At 64.3% G+C, this 16,226-nt stretch carries 20 protein-coding genes; 12 read left to right on the top strand and 8 right to left on the bottom strand.

Going from position 1 to position 16,226, the window contains the following annotated elements; translation table 11 throughout:
- Positions 1 to 68: 68 nt before the first annotated feature.
- Together AX725_RS03925 and AX725_RS03920 are read right to left on the bottom strand one after the other, a co-directional pair.
- A complete protein-coding gene (locus tag AX725_RS03925) occupies positions 69 to 518 on the bottom strand; it encodes a hypothetical protein (RefSeq protein ID WP_066209105.1) in 450 nt (149 codons plus the stop codon).
- A gap of 70 nt (positions 519 to 588) precedes the next feature.
- Complete coding sequence (locus AX725_RS03920; RefSeq protein WP_023838048.1) at positions 589 to 1,008, bottom strand: VOC family protein; 420 nt, start codon at positions 1,006 to 1,008, stop codon at positions 589 to 591.
- A 130-nt stretch (positions 1,009 to 1,138) separates the two neighbouring features.
- On the opposite strand from AX725_RS03920, the gene AX725_RS03915 reads away from it, so the two are divergent.
- Positions 1,139 to 1,888 carry an SIMPL domain-containing protein gene (locus AX725_RS03915; RefSeq protein ID WP_060977751.1) on the top strand — a complete coding sequence of 250 codons (750 nt, stop codon included), beginning with the start codon at positions 1,139 to 1,141 and terminating at the stop codon, positions 1,886 to 1,888.
- A 218-nt stretch (positions 1,889 to 2,106) separates the two neighbouring features.
- Here the strand turns inward: AX725_RS03915 and AX725_RS03910 are convergent, their stop codons facing one another.
- Positions 2,107 to 2,973 (bottom strand): tetratricopeptide repeat protein, encoded by an 867-nt coding sequence (locus AX725_RS03910; RefSeq protein WP_081097127.1) that lies wholly within the window; start codon positions 2,971 to 2,973, stop codon positions 2,107 to 2,109.
- A gap of 25 nt (positions 2,974 to 2,998) precedes the next feature.
- On the bottom strand, positions 2,999 to 3,865 hold the full coding sequence (locus tag AX725_RS03905) for an ATP-grasp domain-containing protein (RefSeq protein WP_060977749.1): 867 nt from the start codon (positions 3,863 to 3,865) through the stop codon (positions 2,999 to 3,001).
- 79 nt (positions 3,866 to 3,944) lie between these two features.
- Here AX725_RS03905 and AX725_RS03900 point away from each other — a divergent pair, with 79 nt between their 5' ends.
- The gene (locus AX725_RS03900) at positions 3,945 to 4,367 is read left to right on the top strand and encodes a DUF350 domain-containing protein (protein ID WP_060977748.1); all 423 of its coding nucleotides are present in this window, start codon (positions 3,945 to 3,947) and stop codon (positions 4,365 to 4,367) included.
- A 54-nt stretch (positions 4,368 to 4,421) separates the two neighbouring features.
- Here AX725_RS03900 and AX725_RS03895 read toward each other — a convergent pair whose 3' ends face one another.
- Complete coding sequence (locus AX725_RS03895; protein ID WP_060977747.1) at positions 4,422 to 5,267, bottom strand: outer membrane protein; 846 nt, start codon at positions 5,265 to 5,267, stop codon at positions 4,422 to 4,424.
- Between the two features lie 321 nt (positions 5,268 to 5,588).
- Here AX725_RS03895 and AX725_RS03890 point away from each other — a divergent pair, with 321 nt between their 5' ends.
- Together AX725_RS03890 and AX725_RS03885 are read left to right on the top strand one after the other, a co-directional pair.
- On the top strand, positions 5,589 to 6,425 hold the full coding sequence (locus AX725_RS03890; RefSeq protein ID WP_060977746.1) for a S1 family peptidase: 837 nt from the start codon (positions 5,589 to 5,591) through the stop codon (positions 6,423 to 6,425).
- Positions 6,426 to 6,470: 45 nt separating this feature from the next.
- Positions 6,471 to 6,788 carry a DUF3297 family protein gene (locus tag AX725_RS03885; protein ID WP_060977765.1) on the top strand — a complete coding sequence of 106 codons (318 nt, stop codon included), beginning with the start codon at positions 6,471 to 6,473 and terminating at the stop codon, positions 6,786 to 6,788.
- A 9-nt stretch (positions 6,789 to 6,797) separates the two neighbouring features.
- Here the strand turns inward: AX725_RS03885 and AX725_RS03880 are convergent, their stop codons facing one another.
- Positions 6,798 to 7,544 carry a CHAP domain-containing protein gene (locus AX725_RS03880; RefSeq protein WP_060977745.1) on the bottom strand — a complete coding sequence of 249 codons (747 nt, stop codon included), beginning with the start codon at positions 7,542 to 7,544 and terminating at the stop codon, positions 6,798 to 6,800.
- 146 nt (positions 7,545 to 7,690) lie between these two features.
- On the opposite strand from AX725_RS03880, the gene AX725_RS03875 reads away from it, so the two are divergent.
- The 6 genes from AX725_RS03875 to AX725_RS03850 all read left to right on the top strand — a co-directional run bounded on the left by AX725_RS03875 (position 7,691) and on the right by AX725_RS03850 (position 12,380).
- Positions 7,691 to 7,984 (top strand): ArsR/SmtB family transcription factor, encoded by a 294-nt coding sequence (locus AX725_RS03875; protein ID WP_060977744.1) that lies wholly within the window; start codon positions 7,691 to 7,693, stop codon positions 7,982 to 7,984.
- A 25-nt stretch (positions 7,985 to 8,009) separates the two neighbouring features.
- The gene (locus tag AX725_RS03870; protein WP_060977743.1) at positions 8,010 to 8,453 is read left to right on the top strand and encodes an ArsI/CadI family heavy metal resistance metalloenzyme; all 444 of its coding nucleotides are present in this window, start codon (positions 8,010 to 8,012) and stop codon (positions 8,451 to 8,453) included.
- Between the two features lie 14 nt (positions 8,454 to 8,467).
- Complete coding sequence (locus tag AX725_RS03865; RefSeq protein ID WP_060977764.1) at positions 8,468 to 8,974, top strand: arsenate reductase ArsC; 507 nt, start codon at positions 8,468 to 8,470, stop codon at positions 8,972 to 8,974.
- The gene (gene arsB, locus AX725_RS03860) at positions 8,971 to 10,050 is read left to right on the top strand and encodes an ACR3 family arsenite efflux transporter (protein WP_060977742.1); all 1,080 of its coding nucleotides are present in this window, start codon (positions 8,971 to 8,973) and stop codon (positions 10,048 to 10,050) included. Before AX725_RS03865 ends, arsB begins: the two co-directional genes overlap by 4 nt.
- A 67-nt stretch (positions 10,051 to 10,117) precedes the next feature.
- The gene (gene rimO, locus AX725_RS03855; RefSeq protein ID WP_435653439.1) at positions 10,118 to 11,515 is read left to right on the top strand and encodes a 30S ribosomal protein S12 methylthiotransferase RimO; all 1,398 of its coding nucleotides are present in this window, start codon (positions 10,118 to 10,120) and stop codon (positions 11,513 to 11,515) included.
- 565 nt (positions 11,516 to 12,080) lie between these two features.
- Positions 12,081 to 12,380, top strand: a complete 300-nt coding sequence (locus AX725_RS03850; RefSeq protein ID WP_155645630.1) for a hypothetical protein — start codon at positions 12,081 to 12,083, stop codon at positions 12,378 to 12,380.
- 63 nt (positions 12,381 to 12,443) lie between these two features.
- Here AX725_RS03850 and AX725_RS03845 read toward each other — a convergent pair whose 3' ends face one another.
- On the bottom strand, positions 12,444 to 12,905 hold the full coding sequence (locus AX725_RS03845) for an Lrp/AsnC family transcriptional regulator (RefSeq protein WP_196490324.1): 462 nt from the start codon (positions 12,903 to 12,905) through the stop codon (positions 12,444 to 12,446).
- Positions 12,906 to 13,038: 133 nt separating this feature from the next.
- Here AX725_RS03845 and phhA point away from each other — a divergent pair, with 133 nt between their 5' ends.
- Entirely contained in the window at positions 13,039 to 13,983 is a 945-nt protein-coding gene (phhA, locus tag AX725_RS03840) for a phenylalanine 4-monooxygenase (protein ID WP_060977311.1), read from the top strand.
- A gap of 55 nt (positions 13,984 to 14,038) precedes the next feature.
- On the top strand, positions 14,039 to 15,163 hold the full coding sequence (locus tag AX725_RS03835; protein ID WP_060977312.1) for an epoxide hydrolase family protein: 1,125 nt from the start codon (positions 14,039 to 14,041) through the stop codon (positions 15,161 to 15,163).
- A gap of 61 nt (positions 15,164 to 15,224) precedes the next feature.
- Here the strand turns inward: AX725_RS03835 and AX725_RS03830 are convergent, their stop codons facing one another.
- On the bottom strand, positions 15,225 to 16,190 hold the full coding sequence (locus AX725_RS03830) for a TraB/GumN family protein (protein WP_060977313.1): 966 nt from the start codon (positions 16,188 to 16,190) through the stop codon (positions 15,225 to 15,227).
- Positions 16,191 to 16,226 lie beyond the last annotated feature (36 nt).

Below are 16,226 nucleotides of genomic sequence, written 5' to 3'. Positions count from 1 at the left end.
TTCCCCCATCCCCGCACCACCTCCGCTCAGCCTGAGCTTGTCGAAGGCCCCGCGAAAGCGGCTGCCCCCTATTCCCCCTTTTTTACCTTGCGATAGGGCACGAACTCGCTCAGCGCGCAGCTGCCCAGCGGTACGCCGATGCGCAGGTCCTGGACCAGCACGATGTCGCCCGAGCACAGGCGGCCGACCGGGGTCTGCGAGATCATCGTGTTGTCGCGGGCGCGGGGGCAGCCCAGATACGGCGTGTTGACGTACACCACCGAGCCGTCGTCATAGAGCAGCACATCGTCGCTGGCGGCGGTCGAGCGGCGCAGGCGTATGCGCGGAATGCAGTCGACCGGATCGCCCGCCACCCGGTCCCTGAGATAGATTTTCGCGAGCTTCTGGCCGCGTTCGTCGAGATTGGCGATGGCATCGGCGGTGCGCGCGCGGATTTCCGCATCGCGGCTGTCCGACGCGACCAGCGGGGTGGCACAGGCGAGCGCGGCGAGGCTGAGCATGATGGGCATGTTGCGCATGGTCGTCATCCTTGTTCTGGGCCCCCGAAGAGCCTTAATATACCCCAGCCCGCCGCGCGTCGCCAGCGGCTTACCAGCTGCCGGTATTGGGCATCGAGACCCAGGGCTCGGCAGGCTCCAGATGGCCTTCCTGCAGCAGCTCGACCGAGATGCCGTCGGGGCTGCGCACGAAGGCCATATGGCCGTCGCGCGGCGGGCGGTTGATCGTCACGCCTGCATCCATCAGCCGCTGGCAGGTCTCGTAGACATTCTCCACCCGATAGGCGAGATGCCCGAAATTGCGCCCGCCGGTATATTCTTCCGGGTCCCAGTTGTGCGTGAGTTCGACCTCGGCGACGCCCTCCTGGCCGGGGGCCGCGAGGAAGATCAGCGTGAACCGGCCCTGCTCGCTGGAGAAGCGGCGGACCTCCTTGAGGCCGATCAGTTCGAAAAATTTGATCGTGGCATCGGGATCGGTGACGCGGATCATCGTGTGGAGATATTTGGTCATTATACTGGCCTCAGTTCATCGCAGTTAAGACACGGTTCATCGCAGATCTGCTAATCGATCAGGCGTGTCGTCGGGGGGATGTGCCCCGCAGATATAGGCGGCGCGCAAGGCATTGGAAGGACTTTCGGACATGGTTGAGGTTGGGGGATCGGACGGATCGAGCAAGCGCGGCTGGGTGCGCGACAATGTGTTTCTCGCAGGGGCCGGGATATTGGCGATCGGCATGGTGGCGGGCGGCTATCTGCTCGGCGACGGGCTGCTGCGCGCCAAGCAGGCGGACCGATCGGTGACGGTGCGCGGGCTTGCCGAGAAAGACGTGACCGCGGATCTCGCCACCTGGACCATCGCCTATTCGGCCCAGGCCGATGACCTGGCGAGCGCGCAGGCGGATATCGATGCCGATACCAAGGCGCTGCGCGGATTCTTCACCGAGCTCGGCTTTGACGGCGACGCGCTGCAGCCGACGGGTGCCAACGTGTCGCAGTTCAACAACAATTACGGCTCTACCACCTATACCATCCGCCAGCGCATGTCGCTGCGCACCAACGATATCAAGAAGGCGCAATCGGCGGTGAAGCGCCAGTTCGACCTGATCCGACGCGGCGTCGTGCTCGAGGAAGGATCGGGAATGGCGTACAGCTTCACCAAGCTCAATGACATCAAGCCCAAGATGGTGGCCGAGGCGACCAAGGACGCGCGCGCGTCCGCCGAACAGTTTGCAAAGGACAGCGGCACCGATGTCGGCGGCATCAAGAGCGCGACCCAGGGCTATTTCTCGGTCGAATCGCGCGATGGCGACAGCGGCGGCAGCTGGGGTGTCAGCGACACGCCGTACAAGAAGGTCCGCGTGGTCACGACGGTGGATTTCTACCTGGATTGATGGGCGTTGCTCGTCTTATCCGCTTGCATCACGCCTCTCCCTTGATGGGAGAGGCAGCGAGACTTGGTGGCTTGCCACCTAGTCGCAGCGGTGAGGGTGAGGGTGCCTTGGGGTGCTGTCCGAACAGGGCGTAAACCATTCTTTATCCGGAAAGATCACCCCCACCCAGCCCTCCTCCATCGAGGGGAGGGCTTTATGGGTTGCTCTGCTAGAGAGGGTCAGGGCTTTGCGGGCGCTGCCGTCTCCGCCTCTGCCCGGTCCAGCTCGCTCAGATGGCCGCGCGCGGTGCGCGCTATCGGCCCCTCGGGGCGAATCTCGATCGCCTGAGTCCAGTTGCGCCGAGCCACGTCGTACTTTCCGGCGCTCGCCGCGATATTGCCCGCCTCCAGCGCGACTTCGGGATCGCGCGGGGCAAGGCGCGCGGCGATGTCGATATCGGCCTGGGCGCGCTCCAGCTTGCCCAGCCTGCGCGCCAGCGTCGCGGAGAGCAGCCAGGCGAGCGGGTCCTCGGGCGCAAGCTTGTGCGCCTCGGCCAGCGCAATCTCTGCGGCATCGGTCTGCCCTGCGACCACCAGCGCGCGCGCACGGTCGAGATGCAGTTCGCCCAGCAATAGCCCCTGGGCAACGCCCTGTGCCAGTGCTGCGTCGAAATAGGTCAGCGCCTTGTCGGCATCTCCGGTTGCGAGCATGGCATTGCCCGCCTGGGTCCACAGGTTTGCGGCGCGCTTGTCGCGGGCAAGCTCGGCATCGCGCGCGGCGTCGACAAACGCATCGGCGGCGGCGGACCAGCGTCCTTCCTTGGAATAGGCAAAGCCCAGGCAATGCCGCGCGAAATAGCCGCCGCCCGCGATGAGCCACTCATTGGCCGCGACGATGCCCGTCTTGGGATCGTCAGTCGCGGTGTCCATGCAGGCATCGAAGCGTGCCTCGTCGGCCAAGGGCGCCGTGAAGCCGGACGCGCGGGGGCCGGGTTTCGGTGCGTCGGCCTCGGCGGGTGCCGGTGCGGGCAGGGGCGGCAAGGCATTGGCGTCGGCGGGGCCGACCTGGGTGGCCGCGAGCAGCAAGACAGCAGGGAATATCGTCATGGTGGCTCCTGTGACGCGCTCGACCTTAACCGGCGCTGGCTGGCTGGCGTGCCGCCGCTGCAATCGCGGCCGCGAAGGCCTTGCCGCCATCGGCCGTGCGGTCGAGCGACAGCCAGGGTTCGATCAGCTCGATTTCCATCAGCGCATAGCCTCCCCGGCCATCGCCGACCATGTCGATCCGCGCATAGAGCAAGTCGGCATCGATCGCCTTGAGCGTCGCCAGAGCGAGATCGCGCGCGGCCGCTGGCGGCTCGATCGCCTGCGACTGGCCCCCGAACTGGCCCTGTACGCGGAAATCCCCGCTTTTCGGGCGTTTGAGGATCGCGTGCGCGAATTCGCCCGCCAGCCAGAACAGCGAATATTCGCCCTCGCTGGCAATCATCGGCATCATCGGCTGCACCAGCATTGCCCGCCCCAGCGCTTCGGGCGGGCAGGGGGCGCCATCGCGCAGCAGCCAGGTTTGGTCGGATCCTGCCGAAACCGGGGGCTTCACCACCAGATCGGTGGTGCCGAAGGCGGCGCGCGCTTCGTCCACCGCCGCCGCGTCCAGCCGTTCGTGAAACCGCGTCGGCACGATCGCCACGCCGCGCTGTGCGAGTTCGAGCAGATAGCGTTTGTCGGTATTCCAGCGCAGAACCTCGAGCGGGTTGAGGAAGCGCACGCCCTGCCAGCGATCGAGCTGTTCGTGCCATCGCGGCAGCGCGCGGTGATAGCCCCAGGCCATCAGCGGCAGCACGAGATCGGCCTTGATCGGTGCGCTGTCGGTCCAGGCGCGCCATTCGACCGTCAGGCCATGCATGGCGAGCAGCGGCTCGATCACGACCGCCTGGTCCTGCCAGTCGTCATAGCGGGTGAGGTCGGCAGCGTCGGGGATGAGGATGCAGATGCGCATGAAACTGGCCTGGCTGGGATGGGGACGGGGTTCGGATCGGACTTGATCGTTTGTCCCTTTCGGGTCAACAGTTGCGGCCATGACCGATCCCGCGCCCGTAATCCAGAGCCTGTTTGCCGGGCTGCCGATCTTCATGCTGCACCTGGGCACCGCGACGGTCGCGTGGGCGTTGGCTCTGGCGCTCTATATGTGGATCACCCCGCACAAGGAATTCGCGCTGATCCGTGCAGGGAACGTATCGGCAGCGGTGTCGCTCGGGGGAGCCGCGCTCGGCCTTGCGCTGCCGCTCGCCTTCTGTCTCGCCGCTTCGGTCAATGTCTGGGACGTGCTGATCTGGGGCAGCGTGACGCTCATCCTGCAATTGATCGCGTTCCGCGCGGTCGACCTGATGATCGGCAACCTGTCGAAGCGGATCGAGGAGGATCAACTCGCTGCTGCGATCTTCCTGGCCATGACCAAGGTCGCATTGGCCGCGCTCAATGCGGCTGCCGTCGCCGGATAGAAAAATGGCGGGGCCGCTTGCGCAGCCCCGCCATTTTCAACGATCGGCTATCGATCAGAAGCGGAACGCGGTGGTCACGCGGATCGAGTGGAACTCGAAATTCGGATCGCTGCGGCGCATGTCGGTCTGGCCGGCACGCAGCAGGAACGGGTTGGTCGCAGGCGCGGTGCCCGGACCGACATTCACGGCGAAATCGTCATTGGTATAGGTGTTGTAGAGATATTCGAGGCCGATGCTCATGTTGGGAGCGATCTTGGCTTCGACACCGCCACCAGCCTGCCAGCCCCACGACCAATCCTTGGTGTTGCGCGGCGTGAACGAGTTGGCAGCGTTCGAGGTGCGGAAGCCGTTCTCGATGCGACCATAGCTGACGCCGCCGGTGCCGTAGAACAGGATGCCGCCGCCCGGAGTATAGCCAGCGCGGGCTCGGGCCGAGATGGCGTAATCGAGTTCACGCGTGAACGTATAGTTGGCCGGGGTCGTGCTGAACGCGGTGACGAAATCCTTGGCTTCCGACTTGCTGCCCTCGACCAGTGCGCCGATGACGATATTGCCATAGCGCTTGTCGGCGCCGATGCGGACACCGTATTCGATGCCGTTTTGGTCCTGACGGCAGCCGGCATCAGCATTGTTGCCCCGGGCCGAACCACGGCAGAAGCCGGGGCTGAAGGCATTGAGGCCTGCGGTATTCAGCACGCTGTCGTTGAAATCGCCATCGACATTGGTGTCGAAGACAACGCCTTCACCGCGCGGGCTCGACTGAGCCGAATAGCCGAAATGGCCGCCGACATAGACGCCGTCGAAATCGGTATCTTCCTTCACCGTCTGGGCGAATGCGGGCGTCGCCAGCATGGCGACAGCAATGGCCGAAGCGGCGGAGAATTTGATGAGGGTCTTCATGGTTTCGCGTCCTTGCTTTTTGGTATTCAGACGGTTGCCAAACCTACAGACCCATGGCTCGGTTCCAGCATCCTCAACATTGATGGCAGGGCGTTGCGATTTTATCACACATTCAACATGCCGAATGGTTTGCATGAACGCAGCATTAATTGCGTTGAAGTGCGATATTCAGAATTTGGCGTTGCATTGCATTGCATTTCCAGAGCGACCAGCAACACTTGCGCAGCCGAACTTCGCCTAGCCGCTTGATTCTGTCGCCAGTGCCGGTAGCGTCGCAATTATGCACAAGATGACGGAAGGTTCCGAAAGCGCTCGGGGCGCATGAGCAAGGCGCGGACTTCCAACCGCCGGGGCTGCCTGCCCTGGGTTCTGGGGGCGGTGCTGCTGATCGTCTGGTTTGGCGGCAGCGAAGAGGAATGGGGCGATGCGCCGCTCAGCGTCGAACAGTTCGACCCGCGCAGCCCGCGCCGCCCGATGCCCGATATCGGGGAGAGCTTTGTCATCGCCGATCCGGGGCCGCAGCAGGACAGCCAGGGCACGGCTTTCGCCGTTGATCGTGACGGCACCTGGCTGACCGCGCAGCATGTCACGCATGGCTGCGACCGGATCGGGCTGGTTGCCGAGGACGGCGTCGATGCGATCAGCGACGTCCTCGAAAGCGGCGAGGCCGATGCGTCGGTCATCCGTCAGGGGCCGCTTCCCGAATTCGCGCTCACGCTGACCGAAGAACTGCCGGAGGAGGGCGCGTTTGGCTATCATATGGGTTTCCCCGCAGGCAATCCGGCGGTGGTGGTCTCGCGCTTTCTGGGCGCCGCCTATGCCTCGCGCGGTGGCCCTGCCGGGCAGAGCGAGCCGATCCTGGCCTGGGCCGAAGCCGAACGTGTCCCCAGTTTCGATGGGCCGCTCGGCGGCATCAGCGGCGGGCCGACCTTTGACGAGCAGGGCAGGGTGGTCGGCGTGAACGCCGCGTCCACCCCGCGCCGGGGCCGGGTGCTGACCACCGACCCGCTGGCGGTGTTGCGGCTGGTCGTGGCGAGCGCGGCGGTCGACGAGTCCGGCGAGGTTACCGATCTGTCCAGCCCGGATCGCGCCGCGCGGCTGTTTCAGCTGTTGCTCGACCGGGGGATCATCCGGCAGGTCTATTGCGATGTCCGCTAGGGCTGGCTAAAGGCGCGGCACGATTTTGCCAGAACGGACCCCATGATGACCGAGACCCCGGAAACCCCCGAACAGACCCCCGCCGCTTCGACCGGCGCTGCGGACGTGCCGCCGGACCGGCTTGCGATCAATCCGCGCAGCCCCCATTTCGACGCCGATCTGCTCGGCCGCGGCATCGGCATCCGGTTCAAGGGTGTCGAGAAGAACAATGTCGAGGAATATTGTATTTCCGAGGGCTGGATCCGGGTGCAGGCGGGCAAGACGATGGACCGCAAGGGCCAGCCGCTGACGCTGAAGCTGAGCGGCCCGGTCGAGGCATGGTACAAGGATCTGGGCGAGGACGCGCCGGTCGCCAAGGCCTGAACGCCCGGCTCAGCTGCCGGTTGAAGCGATCAGGTCACCGATTGGATCGACCGGCAGGCGGGGCACCGGGGCCGGCGACGCCTGGGCCGTCGCCTTGCGCACCTTCTCTTGGCGTTTCAGATATTTCGCATATTCGCGGCGCTGCTTCTCGATCTGCTTCAGGCGGCGCTTCGCCTCCTTCTCGGCCTGACGCTGCGCCTGGCGTTCCTCGCGGCTCAGGCGCCCATCGCTGCGATCGGCTGAGGCGATCTGCACCGGCGGGACCTGCAGCTGGCTCGGCGCGCGGCCCTGCGGGTATATGAAGCCGTGCACCGGATAGCGCGTCGTGCCCAGCGCGCCGATCGGCGTGTACCAGACGCGTACCTCGCTCCAGTCATTGGCAGCCGAGACATCCTCGGCCAGCACATTGCGTTCGATCTGTCCCTTGCGGCCGTCGATCGGCGACCAGTTGGCGTGATCGAGCAGGACGCGGCGTTTGTCGATCACCTTGGCGACCGTCGCGACATGGCCAAGCTGCATCGAGCGATAAGGCTTGAACGCCATTACCGCGCCGACTGCAGGCCGCTGGCCGCGCTGGTATTTGCCCTCCGCCTGCTGCCACCAGCTGTGCGCATCGCCAAAGATCTGGATGCCGCTGACCTGCCGGGCATAGGGCACGCATTGCAGCATCGGCTCCTGCGCCGAGGCCAGGGGCGCGGCGAACAGCAACGCGGCGGCCATCGCCAGAACGGGCAAGGGGGCAAAGCGGGGAGACATCGCGGCAAAATTGCGGCAAAATGGTTGACGAAAAGTTTACCGTGCGACGGGTTGACTCTTACCTTCATTTCCATAATATTGGAAATATGGAATCAACATTCGTCTCATGTTCGCCAGTTGCCGCTTCGTCTGCAGAGGGTCACGTTTTGGGCAGCGCGGAGGTCATCGCCGCGCTTGCCGCGCTGGCGCAGGAGCATCGGCTCGCCGCCTTTCGTCTTCTCGTCCAGGCTGGCCCCGATGGCGTGAGCGCGGGCGATCTGGCCGACCGGCTCGGCATTCCGCGCTCGTCGCTGTCCTTCCACCTCAACCAGATGATGCAGGCGGGGCTGATCGTGCAGCGCCGCGAGAGCCGGTCGCTGATCTATTCCGCCGATTTCGCTGCGATGGCCGCGCTGGTCGGCTTCCTTACCGAAAATTGCTGCCGGGGCTCTGGCTGCTGAACCCGCTCACCCAAGGAGAAGACCGATGAAGCGCATGCATGTCCACGCCAAGACCCGCGATCTTGATGGCTCGATCGCCTTCTATTCCGCGATGTTTGGCGCGGAGCCGACCGTGGTGAAGCCCGATTACGCCAAGTGGCAGCTCGACGATCCGCGCGTCAATTTCGCCATCTCGGTCGCAGGCTGCGGCGCGAGCGAGGGCATCGAGCATCTCGGCATCCAGGCGGAAAACACCGAGGAGCTGGCCGAGGTTTATGCCGGGCTCGCCAAGGCCGACCAGCCGGTGCTGGAAGAGGGCAAGACTACCTGCTGCTACGCCCGCTCGGAAAAGAGCTGGGTCAAGGACCCCAATGGTATCGTTTGGGAGGCCTTTTACACCGATGGCGAGGCGACGGTGTACGGCGACCCCGGCCCGCTCGCCAAGGGGGCGTTGAGCGCGCCCGAAACCACCTGCTGCCCGACGATGTGATCGGATCGCGCGCCGTGACCAGCATCCTGTTCCTCTGCACCGGCAATTCGGCGCGCTCGATCCTGGCCGAAGCGCTTGCCAACCATATGGGCGGCGGGCTGATCGAGGCGCACTCGGCGGGCAGCTTCCCCAAGGCCGCGCCGCACCCTATGGCATTGCAGGTGCTGGCCGAGCGCGGAATCACGGGCGACTTCCGGTCCAAGAGCTGGGACGAGTTCGCTGCGCCCGGCGCGCCGCCGATCGATATCGTGATCACCGTGTGCGACAATGCCGCAGGCGAGCTCTGCCCGATTTTCCCCGGCCGCGCGATCAAGGCGCACTGGGGCATTACCGATCCGGCTGCGGTCGAAGGCGAAGGCCAGCGCGCCGCCTTCGAAGCCGCATACGATCAGATGCAGGCGCGGATCGCAGCGCTGCTCGCATGCGATCTTTCCGCGATCGCCTCGCCCGATTTCCCTCCGGTTCTGGCCCGTATCGGCCAGATGAGCGGTGCCACCCCAGGAAAAGAACCGATTTCATGACCCAGAGCCTGACCGCCGAGACCGCTGCGCCGCCAGCGGGGATCGGCTTTTTCGAGAAATATCTGAGCCTCTGGGTTGCCCTGTGCATCGTCGCGGGAATTGGTCTGGGCGCGCTGATGCCCGGCTTTTTCGCGCTGGTCGCCGCTGCGGAAGTGGCCAAGGTCAACCTGCCCGTGGCGGTGCTGATCTGGCTGATGATCATCCCCATGCTGATCCGCATCGATTTCGGCGCGCTGGGCGAGGTCGGGTCGCAATGGCGCGGCATCGGCGTGACGTTGTTCGTCAACTGGGCGGTCAAGCCGTTCACCATGGCGGTGTTGGGCATCATCTTCCTGGAATGGCTGTTCGCGCCGCTGCTACCGGCAGGCGAAATCCCGTCCTATATCGCGGGGCTGATCCTGCTGGGAGCGGCACCCTGCACCGCGATGGTCTTCGTCTGGTCCAACCTGTGCAACGGCGACGCGAATTTCACGCTCAGCCAGGTCGCGCTCAACGACACGGTGATGCTCGTCGCCTTTGCCCCGATCGTCGGGCTGCTGCTTGGCGTCGCTTCGATCACCATCCCGTGGGATACGCTGTTGCTGTCGGTGGGGCTGTACATCGTCATCCCGCTGATCATCGCGCAGGTTCTCAGGCGCGCGCTGCTGGCCCAGGGTGGCGAAGCGACGCTCGAACGGTTCCTGGGGCGCATCCAGCCGCTGTCGCTGCTCGCGCTGCTGAGCACGCTGGTGCTGCTCTTCGCGTTTCAGGGCGAGACGATTCTCGCTAGCCCGCTGGTCATCCTGCTGCTCGCGGTGCCGATTCTCATCCAGGTCTATTTCATCGCCTTTCTGGCGTATTGGATGAACCGCCAGCTGGGTGTGGCCTGGAATATCGGCGCGCCCTCCTGCCTGATCGGGGCATCGAACTTCTTCGAGCTGGCGGTGGCGGCCGCGATCGCGCTGTTCGGCCTCAACTCGGGTGCGGCGCTCGCGACCGTGGTCGGCGTCCTCGTCGAAGTTCCGGTGATGCTAACCATCGTGGCTATGGTGAAGCGCTCGCGCGGCTGGTACGAGGCGGGCGCGCGGCGGAGCTGAGCTGGCCCGCCTCCCGTCCGCTCGGCGCCATCGCACTTCACCGATGACAAACCGCTGCAAAACGCCTATGCGCCCGGCCATCATGTCCACCCCCATCACGATCCCCGCCCCGCCGAAAGTCGGCATGGTCTCGCTCGGCTGTCCCAAGGCCCTGGTCGATTCCGAACGCATCCTCACCAAGCTGCGCGCCGAGGGCTATCAGATGTCCGGCGATTATGCCGGTGCCGATGTCGTGCTGGTCAACACCTGCGGCTTCCTCGACAGCGCCAAGGAAGAGAGCCTCGAGGCGATCGGCGAGGCGATGGCGGAGAACGGCCGCGTCATCGTCACCGGCTGCATGGGCAACGAGGCCGATGCCATCCGCGCGCGCTTCCCCGATGTGCTCGCGGTCACCGGCGCGCATCAGTATGAGGACGTGGTGCAGGCGGTGCACGATGCCGCCCCGCCGGCGCGCGGCGCGTTCATCGATCTGGTGCCGGAGGGCGGCATCAAGCTGACCCCGCGCCACTACAGCTATCTGAAGATTTCCGAAGGCTGCAACCATCGCTGCTCGTTCTGCATCATCCCTTCCTTGCGCGGCGATCTTGCCAGCCGCCGGATCGATGCGGTGCTGCGCGAGGCGGAAAAGCTGGTCGCGGCGGGCACGCGCGAGCTGCTCGTCATCAGCCAGGACACCTCGGCTTATGGCGTCGATACCCGGCACGAACCGCGCGAGTGGAAGGGCCGTCAGGTCCGCGCGCACATGACCGATCTGGCGCGCGAGCTGGGCGGCCTGCGCACGGCAGAAGGCAAGGCCCCCTGGGTGCGGCTGCATTATGTCTATCCCTATCCGCATGTCGACCAGGTCATACCGCTGATGGCCGAAGGACTGCTCACCCCCTATCTCGACATCCCGTTCCAGCACGCCGCGCCGTCGGTATTGAAGCGCATGAAGCGCCCGGCGAACGAGGCCAAGGTGCTCGACCGGATCAAGGCGTGGCGTCAGATCGCGCCCGACATCACCATCCGCTCGTCCTTCGTGGTCGGTTTTCCCGGCGAGACCGAGACGGACTTCCAGTATCTGCTCGACTGGCTCGACGAGGCGCAGCTCGACCGCGTCGGTGGCTTCCGCTTCGAGCCGGTCGAGGGCGCGGCGGCCAACAGCCTGTCCGATCCGGTGCCGGAAGAGGTCAAGGAAGAGCGCTACCAGCGGCTGATGCAAAAGACCGCCGCGATCAGCGCCGCGAAGCTCGCCGCCAAGGTCGGCCGCACATTGCCCGTCATCATCGACGAAGTGGGCGAGCCCGACGAGGAAGACGGCTCGATCGGCGCGACGGGGCGTTCGCAGGCCGACGCGCCCGAGATCGACGGGCATGTGTATCTGCGCGACGTGCCGCAAGGGCTGGAGCCGGGATCGTTCGTCGATGTTCTGGTCGAGGATGCCGATGAGCATGATCTCTACGGGGTGATTGCGGGGCAGGCTTAGGGCTGCTCACGACTGCACGGTCGGTCATACCGCACCCACCCCCGCTAAGGCTGAGCCTGTCGAAGCCCCCGCGCAGACGGTAACTCCAGGCCCGTTCTCCGGCGAAAGCCGGAGCCCAGGAGCCATGACACGGGCCCGTAACCCAACGCGCAACTCCCTTCGCGTCTTCGCGTGAAACTGCTGCCGCAAGGGTTCACGCGAAGCCGCGAGGCGGTTGCCAAAGGCCTCAGGGCTCTACCCACCCCAAGCGTATGCCGCCCTGGATTCCGGCTTTCGCCGGAAAGCGGGTCAATCCGTTAGCTGATGGAGCATGATTGCCAACCCGTCATGCTGAACTCGTTTCAGCATCCATCAGGCCCCAGCAACCGAAGCCGCATGGGGGAGGAATGGGCCCTGAAACAAGTTCAGGGTGACGGTGTATGCTCGGGTCATCCATAATGCTGGACCGTTCGAAAGGCTTTGGCTGAGGGGACGGCTGTGTATAAGCTATTGTGAAAAAATCCGCGGTGCTCCAATCAACCGCTTGGCCAACGTCCGAAACGCCGATAAAGCTGGGCGAATGACAATGGAGAAAAACAAATCTGAAAATGGAAAATGCCCCAGCTGTGGAGCGCATATTTCTTTTTTCTACGCTTGCTTCAAGAAAGGTCAGCCTTTTGCCTGCAAAGCGTGTGGGACAGAGCTGATTGTCGCCAAAAAGACGAGTTTAGGCTTGGTGCTCGCCGGTATCGCTTTAGGGTCATTTCTGGGTAAGGAGTTCGGCCTCTTCGCAGTGATTCTTGTAGTCATAATGCTCGGAATTTATGAATGGCTTACAGCACGCGTGACAACAGCGGTGCGTGAACAGATGGCCATCAACGCATAATAGAATGTCTGAATTCTACCATGAGCAACCCGCCACGATCGCAACAGTCAAATATTAAAGACCCTAAACCGGCAATCCGCCCTGCGCCTTCGCCTCTTTCAGCACGAAGCTCGTGCTGATCGCCTTGATGCCTGCGATCGGGCGCAGTTTCGTGTTCGCAAAGTCCGCATAGCTGTCGAGGTCGCGGCTGACCACGGTGAGGATATAGTCCGCGCCGCCGGTGACCTGGTGGCAGGCGATGACCTCGTCGAGATCGGCGACCGCCGCCTCGAAATCGCGCGTCACCGCTTCGCCATGGTCGGCGATTTCGACGCTGACATAGGCGAGTACGCCGAGGCCCAGCGCGCGCCTGCTGAGCCGCGCGGCATAGCCCCGGATCACGCCATCCGCTTCCAGCCGCCGCACGCGGCGCCAGCAGGGCGAGGCGGACATGCCGACGGTTTCGGCGAGCTCGGCATTGGTCATGCGGCCGTTGTCCTGCAGCGCGCGCAGGATGCGGATGTCTTCTGCGTCCAGATCGATCATGGCAAGGATTTGCCAGTTTGGGCCTAGAAATGGAAGAACCGTCTTTGAGACGCTCGCTGTAAGCAAGAATGAGGCAGGATTTTTCGCTTTTCCGGTGCTATATCTCCCTCTCAGCCATCAACAGGGAAAAGCTATGGAAAGCCTGCTCATCAAGCCCGGTGCCGTGGATTTCTCGGTCATTCCCGATGTGCCTGCGGACACCTTTGTCGCGCCGCTGGTGCGCCCCGGCCATCTCGGTGAGGACTGGCTCGAGCCGCAACAGCGCCGATACACGTCCGAAGAGCATGCCATCTGGGACGATCTGTTCGCGCAGCAGATGGACGTTCTGCCGGGCCGCGCGGCGAGCAGCTTCATGGCGGGGCTCGACCGGCTCGATCTGGGGCGCGGCGGCGTGCCCGATTTCGGCAGCTTGAGCGAGGAACTGCAGGCGATCACCGGCTGGTCGGTCGTCCCGGTGCCGATGCTGATTCCCGATCACGTTTTCTTCTTTCACCTCGCCAACCGGCGTTTCCCGGCGGGCAATTTCATCCGCTCGCGCGAAGAATTCCACTATATCTCCGAGCCCGACGTGTTCCACGACGTGTTCGGCCATGTGCCGATGCTGACCGACCCGGTCTATGCCGATTACATGCAGGAATATGGCCGCGCCGGGTGGAAGGCGCTGGCGTATAACCGCTTGAAGGCGCTGTCCGCGCTCTACTGGTACACGGTCGAATTCGGGCTGATCCGTGAGGCCGACGGTATCAAGGCCTATGGCGCGGGCATCCTCTCCGGGCCGCTCGAGGCGGTGTTTTCTGTCGAGGCGCAGTCGCCCAACCGCGTGCATCTGGAGGTCGACCGGGTGATGCGCACCGATTATGTCATCTCGGACATGCAGCCGACCTATTTCGTCATCGACAGCTTCGAGGAGCTGTTCCGCAAGACGGTCGAGCGCAATTTCGACGACCTGTATCGCGCCCTGACACCGGGCTTTACCTATTCGAACCAGGCGGTGCTGGGCGGTGACAAGGTCTATCACCTCGGTACCCAGGAATATGCCAATCGCGGCGGCAAGGGATCGGGCGCGCGCCCGGTCTGAGCGCTGACACGATTGTCAGTTGCGCAGAAGGAGCGCGCCGGTCTAGCCTCAGGCCATGACCGAGATACGCCCCTTCACCATCGACGTGCCGCAAGCCGCGATCGACGACCTCCACGCCCGGATCCGCGCCGCCCGCTGGCCCGACAAGGAACAGGTGGACGATTGGGACCAGGGCATTCCGCTTGCGGTGGTGCAGGATTTCGCGACCTATTGGGCCAAGCAGTACGACTGGCGCGCGTGCGAGGCGGCGCTCAACGCGTATCCCAATTTCCTGATCGAACTCGACGGGGTGGACATCCATTTCCTCCACATCCGCTCTCGCCACGAAAACGCGCGCCCGCTGATCATGACGCATGGCTGGCCGGGATCGGTGCTCGAATTCATGGAGGTGATCGAGCCGCTGACCAATCCGGCGGACCCGGCGGACGCCTTCCACCTCGTCATCCCCTCGCTCCCCGGTTTCGGCTTTTCGGGCAAGCCGACCGAAACAGGCTGGTCGATTACCAAGATCGCCACGGCGTGGAACGACCTGATGCTCGCGCTCGGCTATGATCGCTATTTCGCGCAGGGCGGCGACTGGGGTTCCGGGGTGACGCTGGAGATCGCGCGGCAGAACCTCGGCGCGTGCGCGGCGGTGCATTCGAACATGGTGCTGGCTCTGCCCGATCCGGCGACCCTGGGCGACATGAGCGACCTGGAAAAGCGCGCGGCGGCGCGGATGCAATATTATCAGGAAAAGGAAAGCGGCTATTCGGCGATCCAGAAGACACGGCCGCAGACCATCGGCTATGCGCTCGCCGATTCGGCCGTGGGGCAGATGGCCTGGATCCTCGAGAAATTCCGCAACTGGTCCGATTGCGACGACCAGTTTTCGGGCTTCAGCCGCGATGCGCTGCTCGATACGATCACGCTCTACTGGTTGACCAACTCGGCGGCCTCGTCGGCGCGACTCTACTGGCACAGCTTCAACGCCATGGGTTTCGATCCGATCAGCCTGCCCACTGGCGGCACGATCTTCCCCAAGGAGCTGTTCCAGACGTCGCGTCGCTGGGCGGAAAAGCGGTTCAGTAACCTGATCTACTGGAACGAGGTGGACCGGGGCGGGCATTTCGCCGCGCTCGAGGTGCCCGATATCTTCGTGCGGGAAGTCCGCGCCTGTTTCCGCAACGCCAGTCTCTGAGCGGCAAACCCCGCCAGCGCAGCTGCGCTGACGGGGCCTGCCAGGTCACGATCTGGGGAGATCAGTTGCTGGTGACCTGAACGCTCTGAATACCTTCCTTCGCCAGCTGCGCCTGCACGCTGTCCTTGCCGACCAGATGCGCTGCGCCCACGGCCATGAAGACGGTGCCGGGCTTGTCCATCCGTGCCTTGATCCACTTGACCCAGTTGGCGTTGCGGTTCGTCAGCAGCGCATCGTAGAGGCCGGGATAGCTCTCCATGCCCTCGTTCATCAGCTTGTCGAGCGTTGCCTGGTCGCCCTTGCCCCAGGCGTCGACCAGCGCATCGATCTGCGTCGTCACCTCGGGCACTGCGTCGAGCGTCACGTCGAGGAACGCGACCTGCTCTTCGGTGCTCAGGCTGTCGAAAATGCCGAGCTGCTGCTCGACCGTCTCGAGCTGGCCGACTGGCTTGTCTTGGGCCTTGGCCGCGCTCATCAGCACCTTTTCGGCGCCGCTGTTCAGGTCATAACCCTGCATCATCAAGGGCAGCGTGGTCAGCGTGACGCTGGCGAACCAGGGCTCATACTGGTCGAGCGCCACCGGCGGAATGTTGAGCGTGCCCAGCGCCTTTTCGTATTTGGTCAGCACCGGCGGGGTCAGCAGGCTGCGCAGGGTCACGCCCTGCGGGTTGCTCGCCAGCTGGTTCACGGTCGCCTGCATCGCTGCGGGATCCGCCGGTTCCTGCACCTCGATCACCAGCTCGTCCGAAGCGTCGAACGCGGTCTTGATGTCGCCCTTCAGCCAGTTGAGCCCGGGGCGCAGCACATGGACGGTGCCGAACAGATAGATGGTCGTGTCCTTGTCACGCACGATCCACATCGCGGGATTGATGTCCTTTGCGGCGGGGGCAGGGGCGGGGCCGAGCGCTTCGGCGACCGAGGTCGGCTGTTGGGCGAGCAGCGACTCGCTGGCGAAACCGATGGTGGCGACAGCAGCGACGGCAAGGGTGGCAGCGCCATTGCGCAGGGTCTTGAACAGCTTGGTCATGGAGGTGGTCCTTTTGTTGGGGATATTGGGGGTGGG

The organism is Blastomonas sp. CCH9-A1 (genome assembly GCF_001557175.1).
Classification (GTDB): Bacteria; Pseudomonadota; Alphaproteobacteria; order Sphingomonadales; family Sphingomonadaceae; genus Blastomonas; species Blastomonas delafieldii_A.
Note: the sequence above shows the minus strand (reverse complement) of the source record. Positions and strands in the feature narration are given on the sequence as shown.